The sequence below is a fragment of the Nocardia sp. NBC_01503 genome, assembly GCF_036327755.1.
In the GTDB taxonomy this organism is placed as follows: Bacteria; Actinomycetota; Actinomycetes; order Mycobacteriales; family Mycobacteriaceae; genus Nocardia.
The window spans coordinates 158,948-180,000 of sequence record NZ_CP109596.1 but is presented as its reverse complement, the minus strand read 5'-3'; the positions used below and the strand labels follow the sequence as shown (position 1 = coordinate 180,000).

Below are 21,053 nucleotides of genomic sequence, written 5' to 3'. Positions count from 1 at the left end.
ACCCTTGTCGCCGCCGTCACAGGGCGACCGGTATCCGTGCCTCGGTAAGCTCGGGACCGGAACGGGTGAGCACAAGACGAAAGTAGGCAACTGATCGTGAGCAGTGCCATCGCATTGGGGATGCCGGCCGCACCGGCCGCAGTCCTCGCGCCCCGGCGCAAGACCCGTCAGTTGATGGTGGGCAAGGTCGGCGTCGGCAGCGAATTCCCGATTTCGGTTCAGTCCATGACCACCACCAAAACCCATGACATCAATGCCACCCTTCAGCAGATCGCCGAGCTGACCGCGTCCGGTTGTGACATCGTGCGCGTCGCCTGCCCGCGGCAGGAGGATGCGGACGCGCTGGCGACCATCGCCAAGAAGTCCAAGATTCCGGTGATCGCCGATATCCACTTCCAGCCGCGCTACATCTTCGCCGCCATCGACGCGGGATGTGCTGCGGTGCGGGTGAATCCGGGCAATATCAAGGAGTTCGACGGCCGCGTCGGGGAGGTCGCCAAGGCCGCCGCTGCCGCCGGTATCCCGATCCGCATCGGAGTCAACGCCGGTTCGCTCGATAAGCGCATGCTGGAGAAGTACGGCAAGGCCACTCCCGAGGCGCTGGTGGAGTCCGCGCTGTGGGAGGCCAGCCTCTTCGAGGATCACGGCTTCGGCAATATCAAGATCTCGGTGAAGCACAATGACCCGGTCGTCATGGTGGAGGCGTACCGCCAGCTGGCGGCGCGGTCCGATTACCCGCTGCACCTGGGTGTGACCGAGGCCGGTCCGGCCTTCCAGGGCACCATCAAGTCCGCGGTGGCGTTCGGCGCGTTGCTATCGGAGGGCATCGGTGACACCATTCGCGTCTCGCTCTCGGCCCCGCCCGCCGAGGAGATCAAGGTCGGCGATCAGATTCTGCAGTCGCTGAATCTGCGCCCGCGCAAACTGGAGATCGTCTCCTGCCCGTCCTGCGGTCGCGCGCAGGTCGATGTCTACACCTTGGCCAACGCGGTCTCCGCGGGGCTCGAGGGTATGGAAGTGCCGCTGCGCGTTGCCGTCATGGGTTGCGTCGTCAATGGTCCCGGTGAGGCCCGCGAGGCGGATCTGGGTGTGGCCTCCGGTAATGGCAAGGGCCAGATCTTCGTCAAGGGTGAGGTCATCAAGACCGTGCCCGAACATCTCATCGTGGAGACCCTCATCGAGGAGGCCATGCGCATCGCAGAGGAGATGGGCGAGGCCGCCGGCAGCGGTTCCCCGGTCGTGAGCGCCGGATAACCCCTGGTCGACGCGCGGTCCATACCAATAGTGCGGCACGTTTTCAGAAGTTCTGGCAGGCTGTGAACGTGCGGAGTGTGCTGGAGCCGACTCGCCGGGGCAAATCCTCCGGCGCCCAACAGCTCGTGAACCGCGATCTGACACAGGTTTTGCGTGTCCTCGACACCGACCCGGTGGCGAGTTGCATGGTGGCGGCCCGATTACAGGAGTATGGGCTGGACACCCGCGGCGCGTACGGCGAACTGTGGAGTCGTGGCGGACCGAGTACGTCCCTATGCTTCTCGGGCGCGAATCTGGTGCCGTTGCGCGGTAGCAGAGGGGATCTGCGGGCGTTCGCCGAGCGCGCGGTGCGGTCACCGCGCGCCTGCTCCTCGGTGGTGGGCCGTCGCGAACTCGCGCTGCCGCTGTGGGAACTGCTCTCCGATCATTGGGGTCCGGCTCGTGAGCTGCGTGCCGATCAGCCACTGCTGGCCTTGGACAAGACCGCGGGCGTGGAGCCCGATCTGCGGGTCCGCCGGGTGCGCCCGGAGGAGTTGGACCGCTATCTCGTTGCGGCCGTTGCCATGTTCACCGAGGAGATCGGTGTCGACCCGCGCGCCGGGGACGGTGGCCGCGGCTATCGTCGCCGGGTGGCCGGGCTCATCGAATCCGGCCGGGCCTGGGCACGTTTCGAGGACGGCGAGGTGGTCTTCAAGGCCGAGGTGGGTGCGTTGTCCCGGCGCACCGGTCAGATTCAGGGTGTGTGGGTGCATCCCGAGCATCGCGGAATCGGTGTCGGCACCGCGGGTACGGCGACCGTCGCGAATGTGGTGGTCGCCTCGGGTCGTATCGCGAGTCTGTATGTGAACTGCTACAACGAGATCGCTCGTCGCGCCTACGCGAAGGTCGGATTCCGACAGATCGCAACATTTGCGACAGTGCTGCTGGACTGACCGCTTCCGGTGCTGTGACGTTGCAGTGAAATCCGTTCTCCCCCCGTGTGTCGCGCGGGTTTGCCCATAGTTGGCTCTACCATCTGTGCCGATGTCCACACGGGTCTTCACCATGCTGATGGCCGCCGCGATCTCGGTTGCCGCGGTGGGTTGCTCGTCGGGTCCGCAGGGTCCGGCGCAAGCTGCCGACGCCTTCCTGCAAGCCTTCGCCGACCATGACGTCCAGGCCGCCGCCGACCTCACCACTGCGCCCGAGAAGGCCGCTCCCGCAATGGCTTCCGCCTGGGATCAGCTACAGGCCGACCAGCTCACGGCGCATACCGGTCCTGCCCGCGTCTCGGGTGACACCGCCACCATCGACTACAGCTACGAGTGGCGGCTACCCAAGGATCGCGTCTGGTCCTATCAGGGCGAGTTGCAGATGGGCCGTAGTGAGGGCCGTTGGAGGGTGCGCTGGACCTCCTCGAATATCCATCCGCGGCTGGGTGATACGCAGACTCTGCAATTGCGCTCGATTCCCGCACCCCGGGCCCGGGTGAACGAGCGCTCCGGACGTGATGTGCTGGTGCCGGGCGCGGTCTACCGCGTTGTCTTCAATCGCGCGGCGACCAACGACCCGGTCGCGGTGGCAAACGCTCTCGCGAATACGTTGGGGCAGTTCGACGAGCGCATTTCTCCGGAGGGGATTCTGTCCGGGGCGCGGAAGGCCGATGGCGGGTACGGCGTGGAGGTGCTTTCGGAATGGGAGTACCAGCAGGTGAGTGCCGAGCTGGTGGGTTTGCCGGGGGTCACGTTCGGCCGTGAGTGGGATCTGGTGCCGACCGATCGTCATTTCGCTCCAGACCTGCTGACTCAGGTCCGCAAGGCCGTTGTCGACGAGGTGGATGGTCAGGCGGGCTGGAGTGTGGTCATAGTCAACGCCAATGGCGTGGATACCGATGTGCTCAAAGAGGTTGCGCCGCAGACTTCCCCGTCATTCTCCCTGGGTATCGATCGCAATATTCAGAATGCCGCGCAGCACGCGGTGGATTTGCGGGAGGACCAGGCCATGATGGTGGTTATCGAGCCGTCCACCGGTTCGATTCTGGCCATTGCCCAGAACGAGGCAGCCGATGCCGACGGTCCACTCGCCGCCTCCGGTATGTATCCGCCGGGCTCGACCTTCAAGACGGTGACCGCGGCCGCCGCGATGACCGAGGGGCACGCCACCCCCGATACGGTGGTGCCGTGTCCGAGCCGGATTACGGTGGGGGACCGCACGATTCCGAACTACAACCTCTTCTCCCTCGGTGATGTACCCATGTCGACGGCGTACGAGCGCTCCTGCAATACCGCGTTCGCCAAGATCGCCTCGGAGTTGAGCGGTGATGATCTGCGCACGGCCGCGGCCGCCCTGGGTATCGGCCTGGATTACACGGTGGTCGGCCTGCCGACGGTCTCGGGTTCGGTGCCCCAGGACGATGATCTGGTGCAGCGCGCCGAGGACGGTATCGGTCAGGGCAAGGTGCTGGTGAGTCCGTTCGGTCTGGCCATGGTGGCCGCGACGGTGGCGCACGGTTCCACGCCGGTGCCGTATCTGATCTCGGGTCATCCGACGGAGGTCAAGGGTGACCGTCCGCAGTTGACTCCCCAAGTGGTGGATGGTCTTCGGCTGATGATGCGCAAGGTGGTGCTCGGTGGTACCGCCGAGCGCATCGCCGATCAGGGCGAGGTCTTCGGTAAGACGGGTGAGGCCGAGGTGGATGGCGGTTCGCACGCCTGGTTCATCGGCTATCGCGGTGATATGGCCTTCGCGACGCTCGTGGTGCGCGGTGGCAGCTCCGACAATGCGGTGGCGGTGACGCGGGACATGCTGACGGCGCTACCGGCCGGATATTGAGGCGGGAATATCGCAGACTCAGCGATCGGACGGCGTGCCGGCGATATGCACGCAGGCCGATGGCTGAATCTCCCCCAGGGCGGTGTCGGTGATGTAGTGCTGTGTGGCGAGGGTCTGTCCGGAGGGCGGGCCCGCGGTGGAGGCGTCGCCGAGCATCTCGGTGACACCGGCTCCGGCGAGGATCATGCCCGCGGTGGTGAGTAGCAGGAGGGCCGAACGTTTCATGTCCAACTCCCTTGATTAGAGGGATGAGTCATCGCCTCCGAACGGTCAGTTTCGGAAAAGAGATGCTCATGAGGGTTGGCTGACTGTTTGCCACCGTAAAGAACGGTAATCCGGCAATCATGCCAAAAGCAACCCAATGGTGTGACCTCGCACACTTATGGCGACAAAGTGTGCCAGGTCACGCCGATGTTGGATGCGAAGAAAATTTCAGTTCTGTCGCTGCATGGTGGCGGCGAGGTGATGCTGGAGCGGTTGCTCGACCGCGGCCATGCGCAGGGTGTAGCTGAGCGTGTCACCGGCGACCGAGAGGGTGCGGCCCAGTGCGGTCACCGATTTGGCGCTGGAGCTGCGGCCGATGGAGGTGGAGTCGAGTTCGATGCGCAGGCCGTCGTCATCGGCGACCAGGCTGCCCTCGCAGATCTCGGTGATACCGGTCGGATGCGCCAGGATCAGCTCGATCCGATCGTCCGGCAGTGCGCGCAGGTATCCGGTCTCGCTGTGCATGGGTCGTCCGTCGTCGACCGCGCGGGTGCGCTGCCGATAGGTCAGGAACGGTCGCCCGACATGACCGAACTCGACCTCCTCCAGATAGTCGAAGGTTTTGATGGTCGGGTACTCACCCTGACCGCGTCCGCGCCAGGTGCCGAGCAGTGGCGCGAGGTGTGCGATATCCGGGTGGGGCGCGATGGGCGATTGGGGTTCGAGCACGGCGGCCAGCATAGTGCGCCGCGCGGGGTCCGGCGCGCGGTCGGCGCCCGGTGTTGCCGGTATTTCCGGAAAGGGGGCTGGATGGGGGATTGTGTTGCGGCCATGGGGGTCCCGGCTCCGGACGTTCCGGACCAATCGCCCATGGCCGCGGTAATTCAGCGGCGGCTGGCGCGGCGGTAGCCGTAGGCGGCGGGGACGGCGAAGACGATGATCAAGCCGATCGACCAGACGATGGTCAGCGTCAGCGGCCGGGCCAGCGCACCGCCCTCGGCGAGGGCTCGCATGGTGTCCACCGCGACCGACATGGGCTGATTCCGCACCACCGGTTGAATCCAATTCGGGTACGCGCCGAGCGGGACGAAACCGGTGCTGAAGAACATGAGCAGGGACGACAGCAGCGCCACCCCCTCGACCAGGGTGGACTTGGCGGTGAAGACCGCGATGGCGGTGACCATGGTGGCGAAGGCCAGGCCGAACAGCACCGGCAACCACAGGAAGACGAATGCGGCCAGCGGCCCCTCGTGGAAGCGGAAACCGAGCAGCATGCCGAAGGCGACGATGATGATGGTGCCGCAGAAGATTCGGCAGCCCTCGGCGAGAATCCTTGCGGCCAAACCGGATCCGCGATGCACCGGCAGCACCCAGAAGCGCGCGAGGAGTCCGGCATCGCGTTCGCGACCGAGCATGACGCCACTGGCCACCGTGCCCGAGAGCGCGCCGACCAGGGTCACCATGGGGGTGGACCCGTAGAGCGCACTGTGTCCGGAGAACTTCTGAATCTGGCTGCCCACCACGATATTGAGCATGAGCAGCAGCAGGCAGGGGACGATCAGCGTCTCCAGCAAGGTGATCGGATCGCGCGCCCAGCGCAGTAGCAGCCGCTGGGTCTGAATCCAGGTGTGCCGCAGCAGCGCCGGTATGGACGATTCGCGCGGGCGCAGGATGTCGACGGTATCGCGATCGGCGAGGGTGGTTTCGATGGACATGTCACGACCTCTTCGTATTCAGCCGGACGGTGAAGTACAGCGAGACCACGATGATGGCGGCGGCCCACAGTAGCGGCGGTGTCATGAGTGACCAGGTCACCGCACCGGCGTTCCCGCGGGTGTCACCGCCGAGCGCCCGCAGCCCGTACGCGAATTGTGAGACCGGCTGATTGCGCACGAAAGCCTGTACCCAGTGCGGGAATTGGGTGGCGGGTGCGAGTCCGGTGGAGAGCATGCCGAGAATCAGGGGTGGCAGCACCAGCATCTGGGTGGTGGCCTCCGGGCTCTTGGTGACGGTGCCGATCACATCCGCGCCGAGGCTGAAGGCGATGCCGATGAGCATGGCGAAGGCCAGGAAGCCGATGGTGTTGGCGGTGCCAGCGTGGAAGTGGAAGCCGATGAAGCGAATGCTCACCAGCGCCGAGATGAGCCCGATGACCATGCGAAACGTATTGGCGGACATGCGTGCCGCGGTCGGGATGAGTGGATGCATGGGCATGGCGTCGAAGCGCCGGTCGAGTCCGGAGACCATATCGGTGGCGGCCCGGAAGGCGGCGGAGATGGCGGTGAACGCGGCGGCCTGCAGAATCACGATGGGTGCCATGAACTGCGCGTAGCTGCTGAATCCCGTTCCGGCGAAGGTCATCACGCGATTGAGTGGGATATAGAAGCTGGCGGTGAAGGTGATCGGCGCGAGCACCGCGGTAATGATCTCGCCGGTGGTGATGGCGGGCACGATGAGCCGCACGGTGAGCACCCACCACTGTCGTAGGGTGGCGGGGGTCGCGCGGGTGCTGGTGAGCCAGGCGTCGCGGGTGGCGGCCACGGTGGTCATGACCGGCCCTTTCCATTGGGTTCGGGCTTCTCGGTGAGATGTCCGGTGAGGGTGAGGAATACCTCGTCCAGGGATGGTCGCCGCAGTGCGATATCGACCAATTCCATTCCGGCGCTGTCGAGTCGGCGCAGCGCCTCGGCGAGCGTTTTCGCGCCCTCGGGTGCGGGTATGGCGAGCCGGTCGGCATCACCGGTCAGCGCGGCCCGATTGGCTTCGGGGAACAGGTCGCCCAGTGCCAGCGCGATGGCGGGCAGATCCTCCATGCGCAACGGCACGATCTCGCAGTAGCTGCCGCCGGTGCGCGCTTTGAGTTCATCGGCGGTGCCGCTGGCGATCACCACGCCGTGGTCGATGACGATGATCCGATCGCAGAGCGCGTCGGCCTCCTCCAGATACTGCGTGGTGAGCAGGGTGGTGATGCCGTGCTTGCGGAAACCGCCGACGAGGTCCCAAACCCCTTGGCGGCTACGGGGATCGAGTCCGGTGGTGGGTTCGTCGAGGAAGACCACCTCGGGTCGCACCACGAGTCCGCAGGCGATATCGATACGCCGCCGCATACCGCCGGAGTAGGTGCCGACCCGGCGTTTGGCGGCGGCGATGAGGTCGAACTCCTCGATGAGTTCGTCGGCGCGGGCGCGGGCGGCGCGTTTGCGCAGCCCCATCAGCCGCCCGAACATGACCAGGTTCTCATAACCGTTCAAAGCGTCGTCGAGGGCGGCGAATTGGCCGGTGAGCATAATGCTGCGGCGCACTTCGGCGGCGGCGGTGACCACATCGTGCCCGGCCACCGAGGCGCGTCCGGCATCGGGTGCGATGAGGGTGGAGAGAATATTGACGGTGGTGGTCTTGCCCGCGCCGTTGGGGCCGAGGATGCCGAGTACCTCGCCCGGTGCGGCCTTGAAAGTGATGCCGCGCAGGGCTTGTACGGCTCCGAAGGATTTCTCGACGCCTTCGACAATGACGCCGTCGGCCGCGCTGTCGGTGGTTGTCACGGTTGGTCTCCCAGGTGTTCGTCGAGAAGGTGTTCGTCGAGGACGCGTGCGATCTCCGCGAGCGCGTGCGGCGCGGTCAGCTCGTCGTGGCCGACCTCGATATCGTGATCGGTGATGCGGCCGGTGATCCAGGGTCGCCAACCGGCGGGTCCGAAGATGTCCGAGGTGCCCACGGTGGCGCTGAAATACAGTGCGTCGCCGTGGAATACGGGTCGTTGATAGCCGGTGCGGGTGCGGGCGGAGGCATTGTAGGAGGCCGCCATGCGCTCCAGGGTGAGCGCGTCGACCAGCGAAACTCCGCCCATCCGTTGACGTATGAGATCGGCGGCCTCCTGTGCGGTGGCATCGGCGGGCATATCGGTGATGCCGAAGACCGAGCCGAAGGCGGCGACGAAGGAACCGGCGGTGAGCGGTTCGATACTGTCTCCGTCGATATCGGTGTGGTCGGCATCGAGCAGGGTGAGCACACCCATTCGCGCGCCCGAGGCCGCGAGCTTGGTGGCGACGGCGTGCGCGATGAGTCCGCCGAAAGACCAGCCCAACAGGTGATATGGGCCTTCCGGTTGCAGGCGGCGGATCTCCCGGGCATAGCGCTCGGCGAAATCGTCGATGCTGCGCGCGTGCGGTTCCCCGGACAGGTCGGGGGCCTGTAGACCGTAGATGGGGCGTCCGGGCCGCAGGAGTTCGGCCAGGCCGAGATAGGTCCAGGCGATACCGGAGGACGGATGGATGCAGAACAGCGCGGGCTGATCGCCGCCGGGGCGAATGGGCAGCACCACGTCCAATCCGAGTCCGGGTGTCGAATCCGGTTGTGCCGCAGCGAGTGCCGCACGTGCCTGCTCGGCGAGGTAGTCCCGCTCCGCCTCGGCCGCTGCCTCGGCCTCCGGCGTCGCGGCGAAACGGGCCGCTGCGGTGAGCGCTTCGATCCAGAGCCAGGCCAGGGTCGCGACTCGCGCTCTGGTCAATAGTGCGTCGGGATAGGTGAAGGTGGCCTGGAGCCGGTTGTCCGCCACCACCGCGTTGATCTCGATCTCGGTGGTGACCGGTACGTCCGCATGCTCGGTGGCGTGCAGGTCGCCGAACTCCTCGGTCGGCAGCCAGCCGAGCCCTTCCAGCCCGGCGGGGATATCGGCGGCGGCGTAGCGGCCGAGGTAGTTGAATCCGATGCGGCCCGGAACCCGTTGCGGCAGTTGGGCCGCCGTGTCCTGGTTGAGATAGCGCAGCAGGCCGAAGCCGATGCCCTTGTCCGGCACGGCGAGTAGCTGATGTTTGACGGCGCGGATCGCCTCGCCCATGGCCGGGCCGCCGTCGATGGCATCGTCGATATCGATGCCGGGCAGCTCCAGGCGCACCGGGTACAGGGTGGTGAACCAGCCCATGGTGCGGGACAGGTCCGCGCCCGGAATGATCTCCTGCTGGCGTCCGTGGCCTTCCATACGTATGAGTACGGATTCCTCATCCGAACGGGTTCGCCACCGCCGCACCGCGAGCGCCAGGGTGGCCAGCAGCGCGTCCTCGACACTGCCGCCGAAGAGCGCGGGCAGGGTGGTGAGCAGGGCGGTGGTGACCTCGGCATCGGCCTCCACATCGACCGCGCGCACGGTGCCGACGCGATCGATGGCCGGGTCGAGTTCGCGGCGGCCGATGAGCGGATCGGGTGATTCGGCGAGTGCGCGCCAATGCTCGAGTTCGGCGACGCGGGTCGTGGTGTACGCCTCCTCGTGCAGTGCGTGTCCCCAGCGGCGCATGGAGGTCCCGGTGGCGGTCAGTACCGGTTCAGCGCCACCGGAGATCTGAGCCCAGGCGGCGATCAGATCGGGCACCAGGATTCGCCAGGACACACCATCTATTACGAGATGATGGGCGATCAGGATCAATCTTCCGGAGCGACCGGTCGGTCCCGTCGGATCGAGCCACACCATCTGCAACAGCACCCCGGCGGCCGGATCGAGTCGGCTCATGGCCGTATTCAGCTCGGTTCGGGCGTATTCCCGCAGCTCGGAGCTGCCCGCCGCATCGAACTCCACCCGATACAGCAGGGCGTCCACATCGACAGCGCCCGGTTCCCGGGTGCGCAGCCAGAACGCGCCGTCCTCCTCCATGAGCTGGGCGCGCAGCATATCGTGCTGATCGACCACGGCGCGGACGGTGGCGACGAGCTGTTCGCGGGTGATCGCGGCGGGCATCTCCAGGACCGCGGTCTGCGCGAACCGGCCGAAGTCGCCGCCGCGCTCGAGCATCCACCGCATGATCGGGGTGAGCGGGAAGTCACCGACCCCACCACCGGGCAGTTCCTCCAGCACCACGGTCTCGCCCGCCGCATCCGCCAGCGCTGCCAGCGCGGCGACGGTGCGATGTTCGAAGATCTGTAGCGGGGTGAGTTCGAGTCCGTGCAGTCGCGCTCGCGACACCAGTTGAATGGCCAGAATGCTGTCACCGCCGAGCGCGAAGAACGAATCGTGCACCCCGACCCGATCCCGCCCGAGCAGCTCCGCGACGATCGCGGCCAGCTTGGTCTCGGTATCGGTGGTCGGCGCGCGGTACTCGGTCTCGGCCTCGAATACCGGTTGCGGCAATGCTTTCCGATCGAGCTTGCCGACGGCATTGAGCGGTATGGCGTCGAGGACCACGAAGGCCGTCGGCACCATATAGCCGGGCAATGAGTCGGCGGCGTACGCGCGCACGGCCGCGAGATCGAGTGCCGCTCCGGGCTCGGGCAGCAGGTACGCGGCCAGCGCCGTCGCTCCGCCGGGACCCGGAACACCCAGTGTCACAGCGAATTCGACCTTATCCGCGCGATTCAGCACCGCGTCGATCTCGCCGAGCTCGATCCGCTGACCCCGCACCTTGACCTGGAAGTCGGTGCGACCCAGATACTCCAACCGCGGCGAGCTGAGCGCCCCGGTCCACCGCACCAGATCGCCGGTGCGGTACATGCGTTCGCCCACGCCGCCATAGGGATTGGCGACGAAGCGGCCCGAGGTCAGCCCCGGGCGCGCATGATACCCGCGAGCCAGTGCGGGACCGGCCAGATACAGCTCACCCGCGACGCCCAAGGGCACCGGTCGCAGCCGATCGTCCAGTACCAGGGTGGCCGCTCCGCGAATCGGGTGACCGATGGTGACCGGTCCTTCGGCCCGCAGCACATCCGAAGTCGTTGCCCAGATGGTGAATTCGGTGGGACCGTAGAGATTCACCAGCATGCGCCCCGCCGCCCAGCGACTCACCAGGTCCGGCCCGATGGCCTCACCGGCGACCGCGAGTACCCGCACACTCGGAACGGCGGCGGGATCCATGGTCGCGAGCGCGGAGGGCGTGATCACCAGGTGGGTGACCCGCTGTGTGGCGATGAGTTCGGCCAGCGCGTCACCGCCGAAGACGTCCGGCGGCGCGACCACGGCGGTTCCGCCCGCACCGAACGCCATGAGCGCCTCGAAGGCGGAGGCGTCGAAACTGGGTGAGGCGACCTGCAATACCCGCGAGTTCGCATTGAGCCCCAGCATGTGGTGCTGTGCGCGGACGAGATCGGCGATGCCGCGATGCGAGACGGACACACCCTTGGGCGTGCCGGTTGATCCGGAGGTGTAGATGAGCCAGGCCGGATGGTCCGGATGGATCTCCCGCTCGGTCGAGTACCAGCCGGATTCGATCGACGCCCATCGGGATTCCGCTGTGCCCCAGTGGAAGTCGGCAGCAGTCGGATCCTGGTCCGATGCCAGGGTCAGCCACCGGATGGTGTCGGGCAGCACCGGCCGATGTGCGTTGGTGGTGAGGCCGAGTACCGCGCCGGAGTCCGAGAGCATGTGGTCGATACGGTCGAGGGGGTGGCGCGGGTCGATGGGCAGGAAGGCCGCACCCGTCTTGGCGGTGGCGAGCAGTGCGATCAACAGTTCCGTACTGCGTGAAAGTGTCAGTGCCACCACGGTTTCGACGTTCGCGCCGGCGCTGGAGAGCTTGGCCGCCAGTTGTTCGGCGGCCTCCTCGAGCTCACCGTAGGTGGTGGTTCGCCCGTCCGCGACGATGGCGGGGCGATCCGGGTGGAAGGCCGACGGTGTGGTGAGCAGCTCGGCCAGGGTGCCGGTCGCGCCGCCACGTGGACCGCGCACCGGAACCAGTGCCTTCCGTTCCGCCGCCGACAGCACGTCGATATCGGATATCCGGATATCCGGGTTCGCGGTAATGGCGGTGAGTACCAACTCCCACCTGGCGACGAGCTGTTCGGCCGTGGCCGGATCGAATAGGTCGGTGGCGTAGGTGAGTGTGCCTTCCAGTCCGCCGGGTTCGGCCCCGGCGCGCGGATCACGCAGGTCGAAGGTCAAGTCGAACTGTGAGGTGTCGCGGTCGAAGGGCTCGACACCCACCCGCAGGCCCGGGAATTCCAGTTCGGGCAGGCTGAAGTTCTGCAGTGACAGGGAGACCTGGAACAGCGGGTGGTGTGCGGTCGAGCGTGGCGGGTCCAACACCTGTACCAGGCGTTCGAACGGCACATCGGCGTGCGCGAAGGCATCGAGGTCCGAAGTCCGCACCGCGGAGAGGAATTCGCGGAAGCCCCGGCCTGGATCGACCGGCGTACGGAGCGCCAGTGTATTCACGAACATGCCCACCAGATCGTCCAGCGCGGCGTCCCCGCGTCCGGCGATGGCGGTGCCGATCAGGACATCGGGTGTTCCGGCGAGCCGGGACAGCAGTACCGCCAGCGCGGCATGCACCACCATGAAGAGGCTGGACTCGGTCTCGGTGGCCAAAGTCGTCAGCGCGCTGTGCAATTCGGGTCGCACCGTGAACGGCAGATCGGCGCTGCGCATGGACTGCGCGGCGGGTCGTGGGCGATCCGTTGGCAGCTCCAGCACATCCGGGGCGGCCGCCAGTCGCTCGGACCAGTACCGGATCTGCTGAGCGGCAAGGGAATCCGCATCCTGCTCATCGCCGAGCAGCTCGCGCTGCCACAGCGAGTAGTCCGCGTACTGCACCCGCAGCGGTGGCAGCCCCTGGCTCGCACCGCTGGTCCGGGCCAGGTAGGCGGCCATCAGATCGGTTGCCAGCGGTGCCATCGAGGTGCCGTCCGCACTGACATGGTGTACGACCAGCACCACCACATGGGTGGTGTGCTCGGGTGTATCCGTGGCGATGCGGAACAGCCCTACCCGCAGTGGTGCCTCGCGGGTCAGGTCGAAGCCCGCGCCGGTGATCTCGGCGATGTGATCGGCCAGGGCCGCACCGTCTTCGGTGTCGATGAGGGTCAGATCCGGCGTGGCCGATTCCACGCCGACGACCACCTGGCGCGGCCCGTCGGCATCGGCGGGGTAGATGGTGCGCAGCGTCTCGTGGCGGGTCACCACATCGATGACGGCCGCCCGCAGTGCGGTCACCTCGAGTTCGCCGAAGCGCGGGTCGACGGAGCGAAGCCGCAGGGCGACCGAGATGTTGTAGGCCGCCGAGGTCGGGTCGAGGCGGTTCATCACCCACATGCGCTGCTGTGCGGGGGAGAGCGGAATCCGGTCGGGGCGAATGCGCGCCGCGAGGACGGGTCGCCCGAAGCCTGCACCGGCTGGCACCACACGGGCCGCGAGTTGGGCGGCGGTGGGCGCGTCGAAGAGGTCGCGCAGGGCCACGGTCGCGCCGAGAGCGGTATTGACGCGGGCGATCACCCGGGTGGCGCTGAGCGAATTGCCGCCGAGTTCGAAGAAGGACCGGTCGATACTGACCTTCTCCACTCCGAGCACCTCGGCGAACACCTCGGCGACCGCGGTCTCCACGGCGGTGCGCGGGGCCAGGTAGCGCTCTTGCAAACTGCTGAAATCCGGTGCGGGCAGCGCGTTTCGGTCGAGTTTGCCGACCGGGGTGAGCGGTACGTCAGCCAATTCGATGATGTAGCTCGGCACCATATATCCGGGCAGCGCGGAGGCCACCCGGGTGCGCAGCAGTTCGGTATCGAGGGTCCGTCCGGCCAGCCCGACCACGTGGGAGATCAGTACGGTTTGGCCCGCCGGTCCCGGAGCGCCGATGGTGGCGGCGTATTCGACCTGATCATCGGCATTGAGTACCGCGTCGATCTCACCGAGCTCGATACGCAGGCCGCGGATCTTGACCTGGAAGTCGCTGCGCCCCTGATACTCCAGCTCGAGCCGGGTCCCACCGTCATGCTTCATCTCGACCCAGCGCACCATGTCACCCGTGCGGTACATGCGCGCTCCCGGCGCACCGTACGGGTTGGTCACGAAACGTGTTGCGGTGAGCCCGAATCGGTTGAAGTAGCCACGTGCCAGGGCGGGGCCTGCCAGATACAGCTCCCCGGTCACCCCGATCGGCACCGGCCGCAGCCAGGTATCCAGCACCATGGCGGCGGCGCCGCGAATGGGTGCGCCGATGGTGATGGGTTCACCGGGTCGCAGTTCACCCGGACCGGTGGCCCAGATGCTGAATTCGGTTGGGCCGTAAAGATTGACCATGCGCCGACCGGGTGACCAGTCGGCGACCAGCTCCGGCCCGGAGGCTTCACCGGCGACGGTGAGATTGCGCAGTTCGCTCAGCCCGGCCGGGTTCATGGTGGCCAGTACGGACGGTGTGATGACCGCGTGCGTCACCCCCTGCGTGCGCATGAGCTCTTCGAGTTCATTGCCGCCGTAGACATCCGGCGGTGACACCACCAATCGCCCGCCCATGGCATGCGCCATGAACATCTCGTGCACGGAGGCATCGAAACTGGGCGAGGCCACCTGGAGCGGACTGCACTCCTCGTTCAGATCGAGGAAGGTCTCCTGCGACGAGGCGAGATTGGCCAGCCCGCGATGGCTCAACAGCACCGCTTTGGGCTTACCCGTCGAGCCCGACGTATAGATGAGGTACGCAACCTGATTCAGGTCGATCGGCCCACCGCGCTCGGCATCGGTGATCGGCGCGTCCGATACCGTCATCACCCGCCGAATGGTGTTGAGATCATCCAGCAGCAGCCAGTCGATACTCCCCGGCAGTGTCTCGCCGACCGCGCACACCGTCACCCCGATCGGCGCCCGCGAATCGGAGAGAATGTGTTCGATCCGCTCCACCGGATAATTGGGATCCAGCGGCAGGAACGCCGCCCCGGTCTTGGCCAGGGCCCACACGGCCACAATGGATTCCACCGAGCGGGTCAGCGCCAGCACCACGAAGACCTCGCGGCCCACCCCGCGCCGCAGCAGCACCCGGGCGAAGCGATTGGACCAGGCGTCGAGATCGCGGTAGGTCATGGTGAGGGTGCCGGAGCTGATGGCGATGCCGTCCGGATTGACTCGCGCTCCCGCCCCGAGGATTTCGGGCAGCGTGCGCATGGGCACCGGATCGCCGCCGCGCACCGGCAGCAGTTGACGGCGTTCGGCGGGCTCACAGTGCTGGAGCTGCGCGACTCGATACTGCGGCGCGTTGGAGATCTGGGTGAGCAGGTAGCCGAAGCGTTCGAGCAGTCGCCGTGCCTCGGCCTCGGACAGTTGATCGGCCATGAATTTCACGGTGAGCTGCAGGCTTTCGGCCCCGTCGGCGGCGCGCTGCGGAATCACCATGAGGTTGAGCGGATACGGGGTGGCATCGGTGCCCGAGACATCGAGTATCCGCATTCCGGCGATATCCATTGCCTGCGAGAGGGTTTCGCGATCGATGGGGTACGACTCGAAGACGGTGAGGGTGTCGAACAGTTCGGGCAGTCCGACCGCCTGGTGGATGGCGGCCAGCCCGACATGCTGGTGATCGAGCAGCCGCGCCTGCTCGTCCTGTACCCGCGCGAGCAGATCCGCTACGCGCTCACCGGGATCCAGCCGCACCCGCACCGGCAGCGTATTGATGAAGAGCCCGATCATCTCCTCGACCCCGGCCAGCTGCGGCGGCCGCCCGGAGACGGTACCGCCGAACACCACATCGGTGCGACCGGTGAGCATGGCCAGCAGCAGCGCCCACGCGGTCTGCACCGCGGTGTTCACCGTCGCCCCCGCGGCGCGCACGGTGGTCTCCAGGCGCGCCAGCTGTGCGGGCCCGAAATCGATGGAGACCATGCCGGATTCGGTCGATTCGATACCCGCCAGGCTCGGCACCGCCCGGGTGGGCGAGTCCACGCCCGCGAGTGCGTCGGTCCACGCGGCCATGGAGGCGGCATCGTCCTGCTCGCCCAGCCAGGCCAGGAATTCCCGATAGGAGTGCGCGGGTGCGCCGATGAGCTGCTGCCCGGTGACGGCCGAAAGATATCCCGCGAGCAGTTCGCGCACCAGCAGCGGTGTGGACCAACCATCCAGCACCAGATGGTGATTGGTCATGAGCAGCGTGTACGCCTCGTCGCCGGTGCGAATCAGGTTGAAGCGCAGCAGCGGTGGCCGGGCCAGGTCGAAGCGGGTGCCCGCGTCGACGGCGATCAGTCGTTCCAGTTCGCGTGAGCGCTCACCGGCATCCTCGATATCGGTGAGATCGATTTCCTGCCACGGGAGTTCGGCGGCCCCGAGCAGCAGTTGCCGCGGTCCGGCGGCCGTTTCGGTGAAGACGACCCGCAATACGTCGTGCCGGTCGAGCAGGCTCTGCGCCGCACCGCGCAGCCGCGCGCCATCCACCCGCCCGGCCAGTCCCAGCCGGGTCTGCACGGTGTATCCGTCGGCGGTATCGGTGTCGTAGCGGGCATGGAAGAGCAGCCCGTACTGGAGCGGTGAAAGGGGCCAGACATCGCTGAGCCGCTCGTAATCCCGTTCCCACGCATCGATATTCGGCTGCGAGACGGTGACGAGGGGGAAGTCCGAGGGTGTGTGCCCGCCCGCCCGGGAACGCCGGGCATGGCTGGTGAGCGCGGTCAGTGCCGCCGCCCACAGCTCGGCGAATTCGCGTACCCGCGCCTCGCTGAGCAGTCGTGAGGCGTACGCCCAGGTCACCTCGAGTCCGGCGTCGGTGTGGATGGCGTTGATATCGACGGCTGCCGCCAGGGGTGCGGCATCGTCATTGGTGGCATCGAAGTACTTGGGCAGCCAGGGCGTATCGGCATCCATCGCGCCCGCCCCGGTGCGGCCGAGATAATTGAAGCTGAGCTGCGGTGTATCCGCACCCGAAAGTGATGCTGCCGTAGCGGTATTCAGGTATCGGAGCATGCCGAAGCCAACGCCCTTGTCGGGAATCGCCCGCAGCTGCTCCTTCACCGTCTTGAGCGCGATCCCGGCAGCGGATCCGCCTTCGAAGGCATCGTCGATATTGATTCCGCGCAGATCCAATGCCACCGGATACACGCTGGTGAACCAGCCGATGGTGCGTGAGATATCGGCCCCCGGCAGGATCGCCTCCTCGCGGCCGTGGCCCTCGAGGGTGAGCAGGGTGCGATTGTTCCCACGCCAGCGGGCCGCGGCCAGTGCGAGCGCGGTGAGCAGTGCGTCATCCGCACCGCAGTGGAACCGCTCCGGAATGAGTTCCAATGCGGCCGAAGAGGTTTCGGCATCGATGGTGGTCCGCAGCTGCCCCATGGTCGCCACGGTGTCCAGTGCGGTATCGAAGGCGCGCGCGCCGATCGGCGGATCGGGGGTAGCCAGAATCTCCTGCCACAGCGGCAGCTCCACCGCGCGCTCCGCGGCCTGCTCATGCTGTGCGTGCGCCCACCGCCGGAACGAGGTCCCCACCGGTTGCAGCTCGACCCCCGCCCACGCGGTTGCCAAGTCGGGCAGCAGAATTCGCCACGTGACACCGTCACTGACCAGGTGGTGCAGCACGATCCACAGCAGTGGATCGGTATCGGGAGGGTCGATGAGTACGAACCGCGCCATGATTCCGGCTGCCGGATCGAGCAGGTCCGCCGCATGCTCGAGCTCCGCCGCGCCGTCCCGCCCGGTGGGTGCGTGCGAGATATCGACGAGCGTCTCGGCGTTCACCGAACCGGGTTCGCCGACGCTCCATTCCCAATCGTCATCGGTGCGTTTCAGCGTGCTTCGCAGCAGGTCATGCCGATCCAGGAGCGCCTGCACGGCGGGTAGGAGCTGTGCTCGGCCGACGCCGCGGGGGAGTCCGATCAGCACCGCCTGCGCGTACCGCTGCCAGGACTCGCCGTGTTCGAGCATGTCGTAGACGATCGGCGTGAGCGGTATCGGGCCGATGCCGCCGCCCGGCAACTCCCGCACCACCGGTGTCGTCACCTCGGTGGCGGCCAGCGCCAGACCGGCAATGGTCTTGTGTTCGAAGACATCTCGGGCGCGCAGCGCCAGTCCGGCGGTCTTGGCCCGCGCCACCAGTTGGATGGCGATAATGCTGTCGCCGCCCAGGGCGAAGAAATTGTCGTCCGCGCCGATATCGTCGGTGCCGAGCACCTCGGCGAAGATCGAGGCGAGAATCCGCTCGCGGTAGCCCTCGGCGGCCCGGCCGGTGCGGGTCCGCGCCCCGAACTCCGGTTGCGGCAGCGCCTTCCGATCCACCTTGCCCGCCGGGGTGAGCGGGAAGGAGTGCAGGACCATCACCACCGACGGCACCATATGCGCCGGAAGATGATGGGCCACCGTGGCTTTCACTGACTCCGGGTCGACCGCGGAACCCGATGCGGCGAGTACATAGGAGACCAGCGCGGTCGCGCCACCGGGCGTGGTGGCTCCCACGGTGACCGCCGACTCCACACCCGCGTGCCGTGCCACCGCGGCATCGACCTCGCCCAGTTCGATGCGGAAGCCACGCACCTTCACCTGGGTGTCGCCGCGTCCGGCGTACTCCAGTTCATTGCGCCCACCGCGCCGCCGCCAGCGCACCAGATCCCCGGTGCGGTACATGCGCTCCCCGGGCGCGTACGGATCGGCGACGAAGCGCTCCGCGGTGAAGGCGATGCGCTGGTGATAGCCGCGCGCCACCCCTGGCCCGCTCAAATACAGTTCACCGGTCACCCCGGGCGGCACCGGCCGCAGCCACGGATCCAGCACCACCGCGCGCACACCGCGTGCGGGTGTGCCGATGGTGATGGGCGCGCCGGGCGACAGCGGTGAACTGAGCGTCGCGGTCACGGTGGTCTCGGTGGGCCCGTAGCCATTGAGTACCGAGCGCCCGGCCCAGCGCACCGGCAGCTCGGGCGGGCAGGAATCGCCGCCGACCACCACGGTCCGCAGGCGGGGGAGTGTCTCCGGTTCGAGTGAACCGGCCACCGCCGGAGTCACGTTCAGATGTGTCACCTCGAGGGTGCGCAGTACCCGTGCCAACTCCTCGCCGGCGTAGGCGGCCGGCGGCACCACCGCCACCGTGGCGCCCACCGCGAGGGCGACGAGCAACTCTTCGACCGAGATATCGAAGCTCGGCGAAACGGCATGCGCCATAACGGCATCCGATCCGACACCGAACGCGGCACCGGATCCGGTGGCGAGATTCGCCAGCCCCCGATGGGTGACCCCGACACCCTTGGGCAGTCCGGTCGAACCGGAGGTGTAGATCAGATAGGCCAGTTGGTCGACCCGCACCGGCGCGCGCCGATCGGCATCGGTGAGCTCATCGGAATCCGCTGCGGCCATCCGGGTTTCGGTGGATTCGGTATCCAGCACCAGCCACCGCACCCGATCCGGCAGTGCCGCGCGCGCGGCGGTCACCGTCACTCCGGCCACCACGCCGCTGTCGGTGAGCATATGTTCGATCCGGTCCGTCGGGTATCCCGGATCGATAGGCACGAATGCCGCCCCGGTCTGGGCCACCGCGATCATGGCCAGGACCGACTCCGCCGAACGGGGAATCGAAATGGCAACGGCTCGTTCGGGTCCCGCGCCCGCCTCGATGAGCACCCGCGCCAGTCGATTGGTGTACTCGGTGACCTCACGATAGGTGAAGGCGGTACCGTCGGCGCGCATGGCGATGGCCGCGGGATCGAGCCGGGCGCCCGCGCTCAGAATCTCGGGCAGGCTGCGTGGACTGACCCCCTTACGCCCCTGTGCCGGAACGAGTTCCGCGCGTTCGGTCGCCGACAGCGCGGTGACACCCGCCAAGGGTGCGCTCTGCCCGCCGGACAGGAATCGGTGCAGGAAGTCCAGGAACCGCGCATGCAGTCCGGCCAATTCTGCCTCGTCATAGCGGTTCGGGTTGGCCTGGAAGTCGATGTGGGTGGGCTCGCCACCGGTACCGGGGTACACATTGACGAACAGGTCGTCGATGAGCCCCGAGGTCAGCACATGCAGCTGTCCGGTGACCCCGCCGAGCCGGATCCGGGTATCGGCGAGCATGAGGTTCACCGTCGGCCCGAATCCGGCGATCTCGTCCATGGCCCAGCCGAGGTCGCGAATGATGTCCTCTTGCCGGTACCGCTGTCGTCGCAGCGCGGCGGTGAGTTCACCCTGGGTGGCGCGAATCAGCTCGCCGATGGTGGCGACGGGCGCGGGATGCAGCCGCAGCGGCACCACATTGGCGACCATTCCGCCCGAACGCCGCAGCGCCGCCGTCGTGCGCCCGGAGACCGGCAGGCTCAGCACGATCTCGCCGCTGCCGGTCATGGCTCCGACGAAGGCTCCGAAGGCGGCCACCACCACGGGTGCCGCGCTGGTGGAGAGTTCGGTGGTGATGGCCTCCAGCAGCGCCGCGGTCTCCTCCGGCAGCGCACCGCTGAGCAGTCGGGGGTGCGCGTCCACCGCTCCGGCATGCCTGCCCAGGTATACCGGCTCGGGCATACCGGCCAGATGCTGTTTCCAGTACTCCCGATCGGCATTGATGCGATCCGAGTTCCGGTATGCCACATCGGCTTCGACGATATTGCGGAGCGGCTCCGCCTTGCCCTCGGGTGCCTCGGCGCCGTTCGCCCAGCTGTTGTAGAGCTCGGAGGTGCGCTGCAGCATGGTGAGCGCGCCGACCCCGTCGAGCAGGATGTGATGCAGTCGCGAGTACCAGAACCACCTGTTCTCGGCCAGCTTCAGCATGGCCACCGTGCAGAGCCGGTCCCGGGTGAGGTCCAGTGGCGCGGTGTACTCCGCACGCATCCACGCCTGTGCGGCGGCCTCCGGATCCGGCGCACCGCTCAGGTCGATGGTGAGAATTCGGTCGTCGAGGCCGGTGTCGACCAGCTGCCAGGGGAGTTCGTCGATCTCGAGCAGCCGCAGATAGCCGGTGCCGAACTCGCGACCGGCCTGCCGCGCCGCATTGGCGAGCAGTTCCACATCCACCGCGCCGTCGAAGGTGACGTACTGTGCGATGGAGATCGGGGTGTCACGAGCCAGCTGCTGGGCGAACCAGATGCCACGTTGTGCAGCGGACAGAGCGAAGGCTGAGGTGGCAGAGCTGGAAGCCATGAAACATCCTGCGGGCTGG

At 67.1% G+C, this 21,053-nt stretch carries 9 protein-coding genes; 3 read left to right on the top strand and 6 right to left on the bottom strand.

The window, feature by feature from the left end; all coding sequences use genetic code 11:
- Positions 1-120: 120 nt before the first annotated feature.
- The 3 genes from ispG (at position 121) to OHB26_RS00660 (ending at position 4,065) form a co-directional block, all read left to right on the top strand.
- Positions 121-1,254, top strand: a complete 1,134-nt coding sequence (gene ispG, locus OHB26_RS00670) for a flavodoxin-dependent (E)-4-hydroxy-3-methylbut-2-enyl-diphosphate synthase (RefSeq protein ID WP_442942976.1) — start codon at positions 121-123, stop codon at positions 1,252-1,254.
- Positions 1,255-1,322: 68 nt separating this feature from the next.
- Complete coding sequence (locus OHB26_RS00665) at positions 1,323-2,186, top strand: GNAT family N-acetyltransferase (RefSeq protein WP_330182297.1); 864 nt, start codon at positions 1,323-1,325, stop codon at positions 2,184-2,186.
- Positions 2,187-2,277: 91 nt separating this feature from the next.
- The gene (locus OHB26_RS00660) at positions 2,278-4,065 is read left to right on the top strand and encodes a penicillin-binding transpeptidase domain-containing protein (protein WP_330182296.1); all 1,788 of its coding nucleotides are present in this window, start codon (positions 2,278-2,280) and stop codon (positions 4,063-4,065) included.
- Positions 4,066-4,083: 18 nt separating this feature from the next.
- On the opposite strand, the gene OHB26_RS00655 is transcribed toward OHB26_RS00660, so the two are convergent.
- The 6 genes from OHB26_RS00655 to OHB26_RS00630 form a co-directional block, all read right to left on the bottom strand.
- Entirely contained in the window at positions 4,084-4,290 is a 207-nt protein-coding gene (locus OHB26_RS00655; protein WP_330182295.1) for a hypothetical protein, read from the bottom strand.
- Positions 4,291-4,497: 207 nt separating this feature from the next.
- Entirely contained in the window at positions 4,498-5,010 is a 513-nt protein-coding gene (locus tag OHB26_RS00650) for a peroxynitrite isomerase (RefSeq protein WP_330182294.1), read from the bottom strand.
- A 143-nt stretch (positions 5,011-5,153) separates the two neighbouring features.
- Positions 5,154-5,984 carry an ABC transporter permease gene (locus OHB26_RS00645; RefSeq protein ID WP_330182293.1) on the bottom strand — a complete coding sequence of 277 codons (831 nt, stop codon included), beginning with the start codon at positions 5,982-5,984 and terminating at the stop codon, positions 5,154-5,156.
- 1 nt (position 5,985) lies between these two features.
- A complete protein-coding gene (locus tag OHB26_RS00640; RefSeq protein ID WP_330182292.1) occupies positions 5,986-6,819 on the bottom strand; it encodes an antibiotic transporter in 834 nt (277 codons plus the stop codon).
- Positions 6,816-7,811: an ATP-binding cassette domain-containing protein gene (locus OHB26_RS00635; RefSeq protein ID WP_330182291.1), complete on the bottom strand. Its 996-nt coding sequence runs from the start codon at positions 7,809-7,811 to the stop codon at positions 6,816-6,818. Before OHB26_RS00635 ends, OHB26_RS00640 begins: the two co-directional genes overlap by 4 nt.
- Positions 7,808-21,034, bottom strand: coding sequence for an amino acid adenylation domain-containing protein (locus tag OHB26_RS00630; protein WP_330182290.1), 13,227 nt, complete (start codon positions 21,032-21,034; stop codon positions 7,808-7,810). Before OHB26_RS00630 ends, OHB26_RS00635 begins: the two co-directional genes overlap by 4 nt.
- Positions 21,035-21,053: the final 19 nt, after the last annotated feature.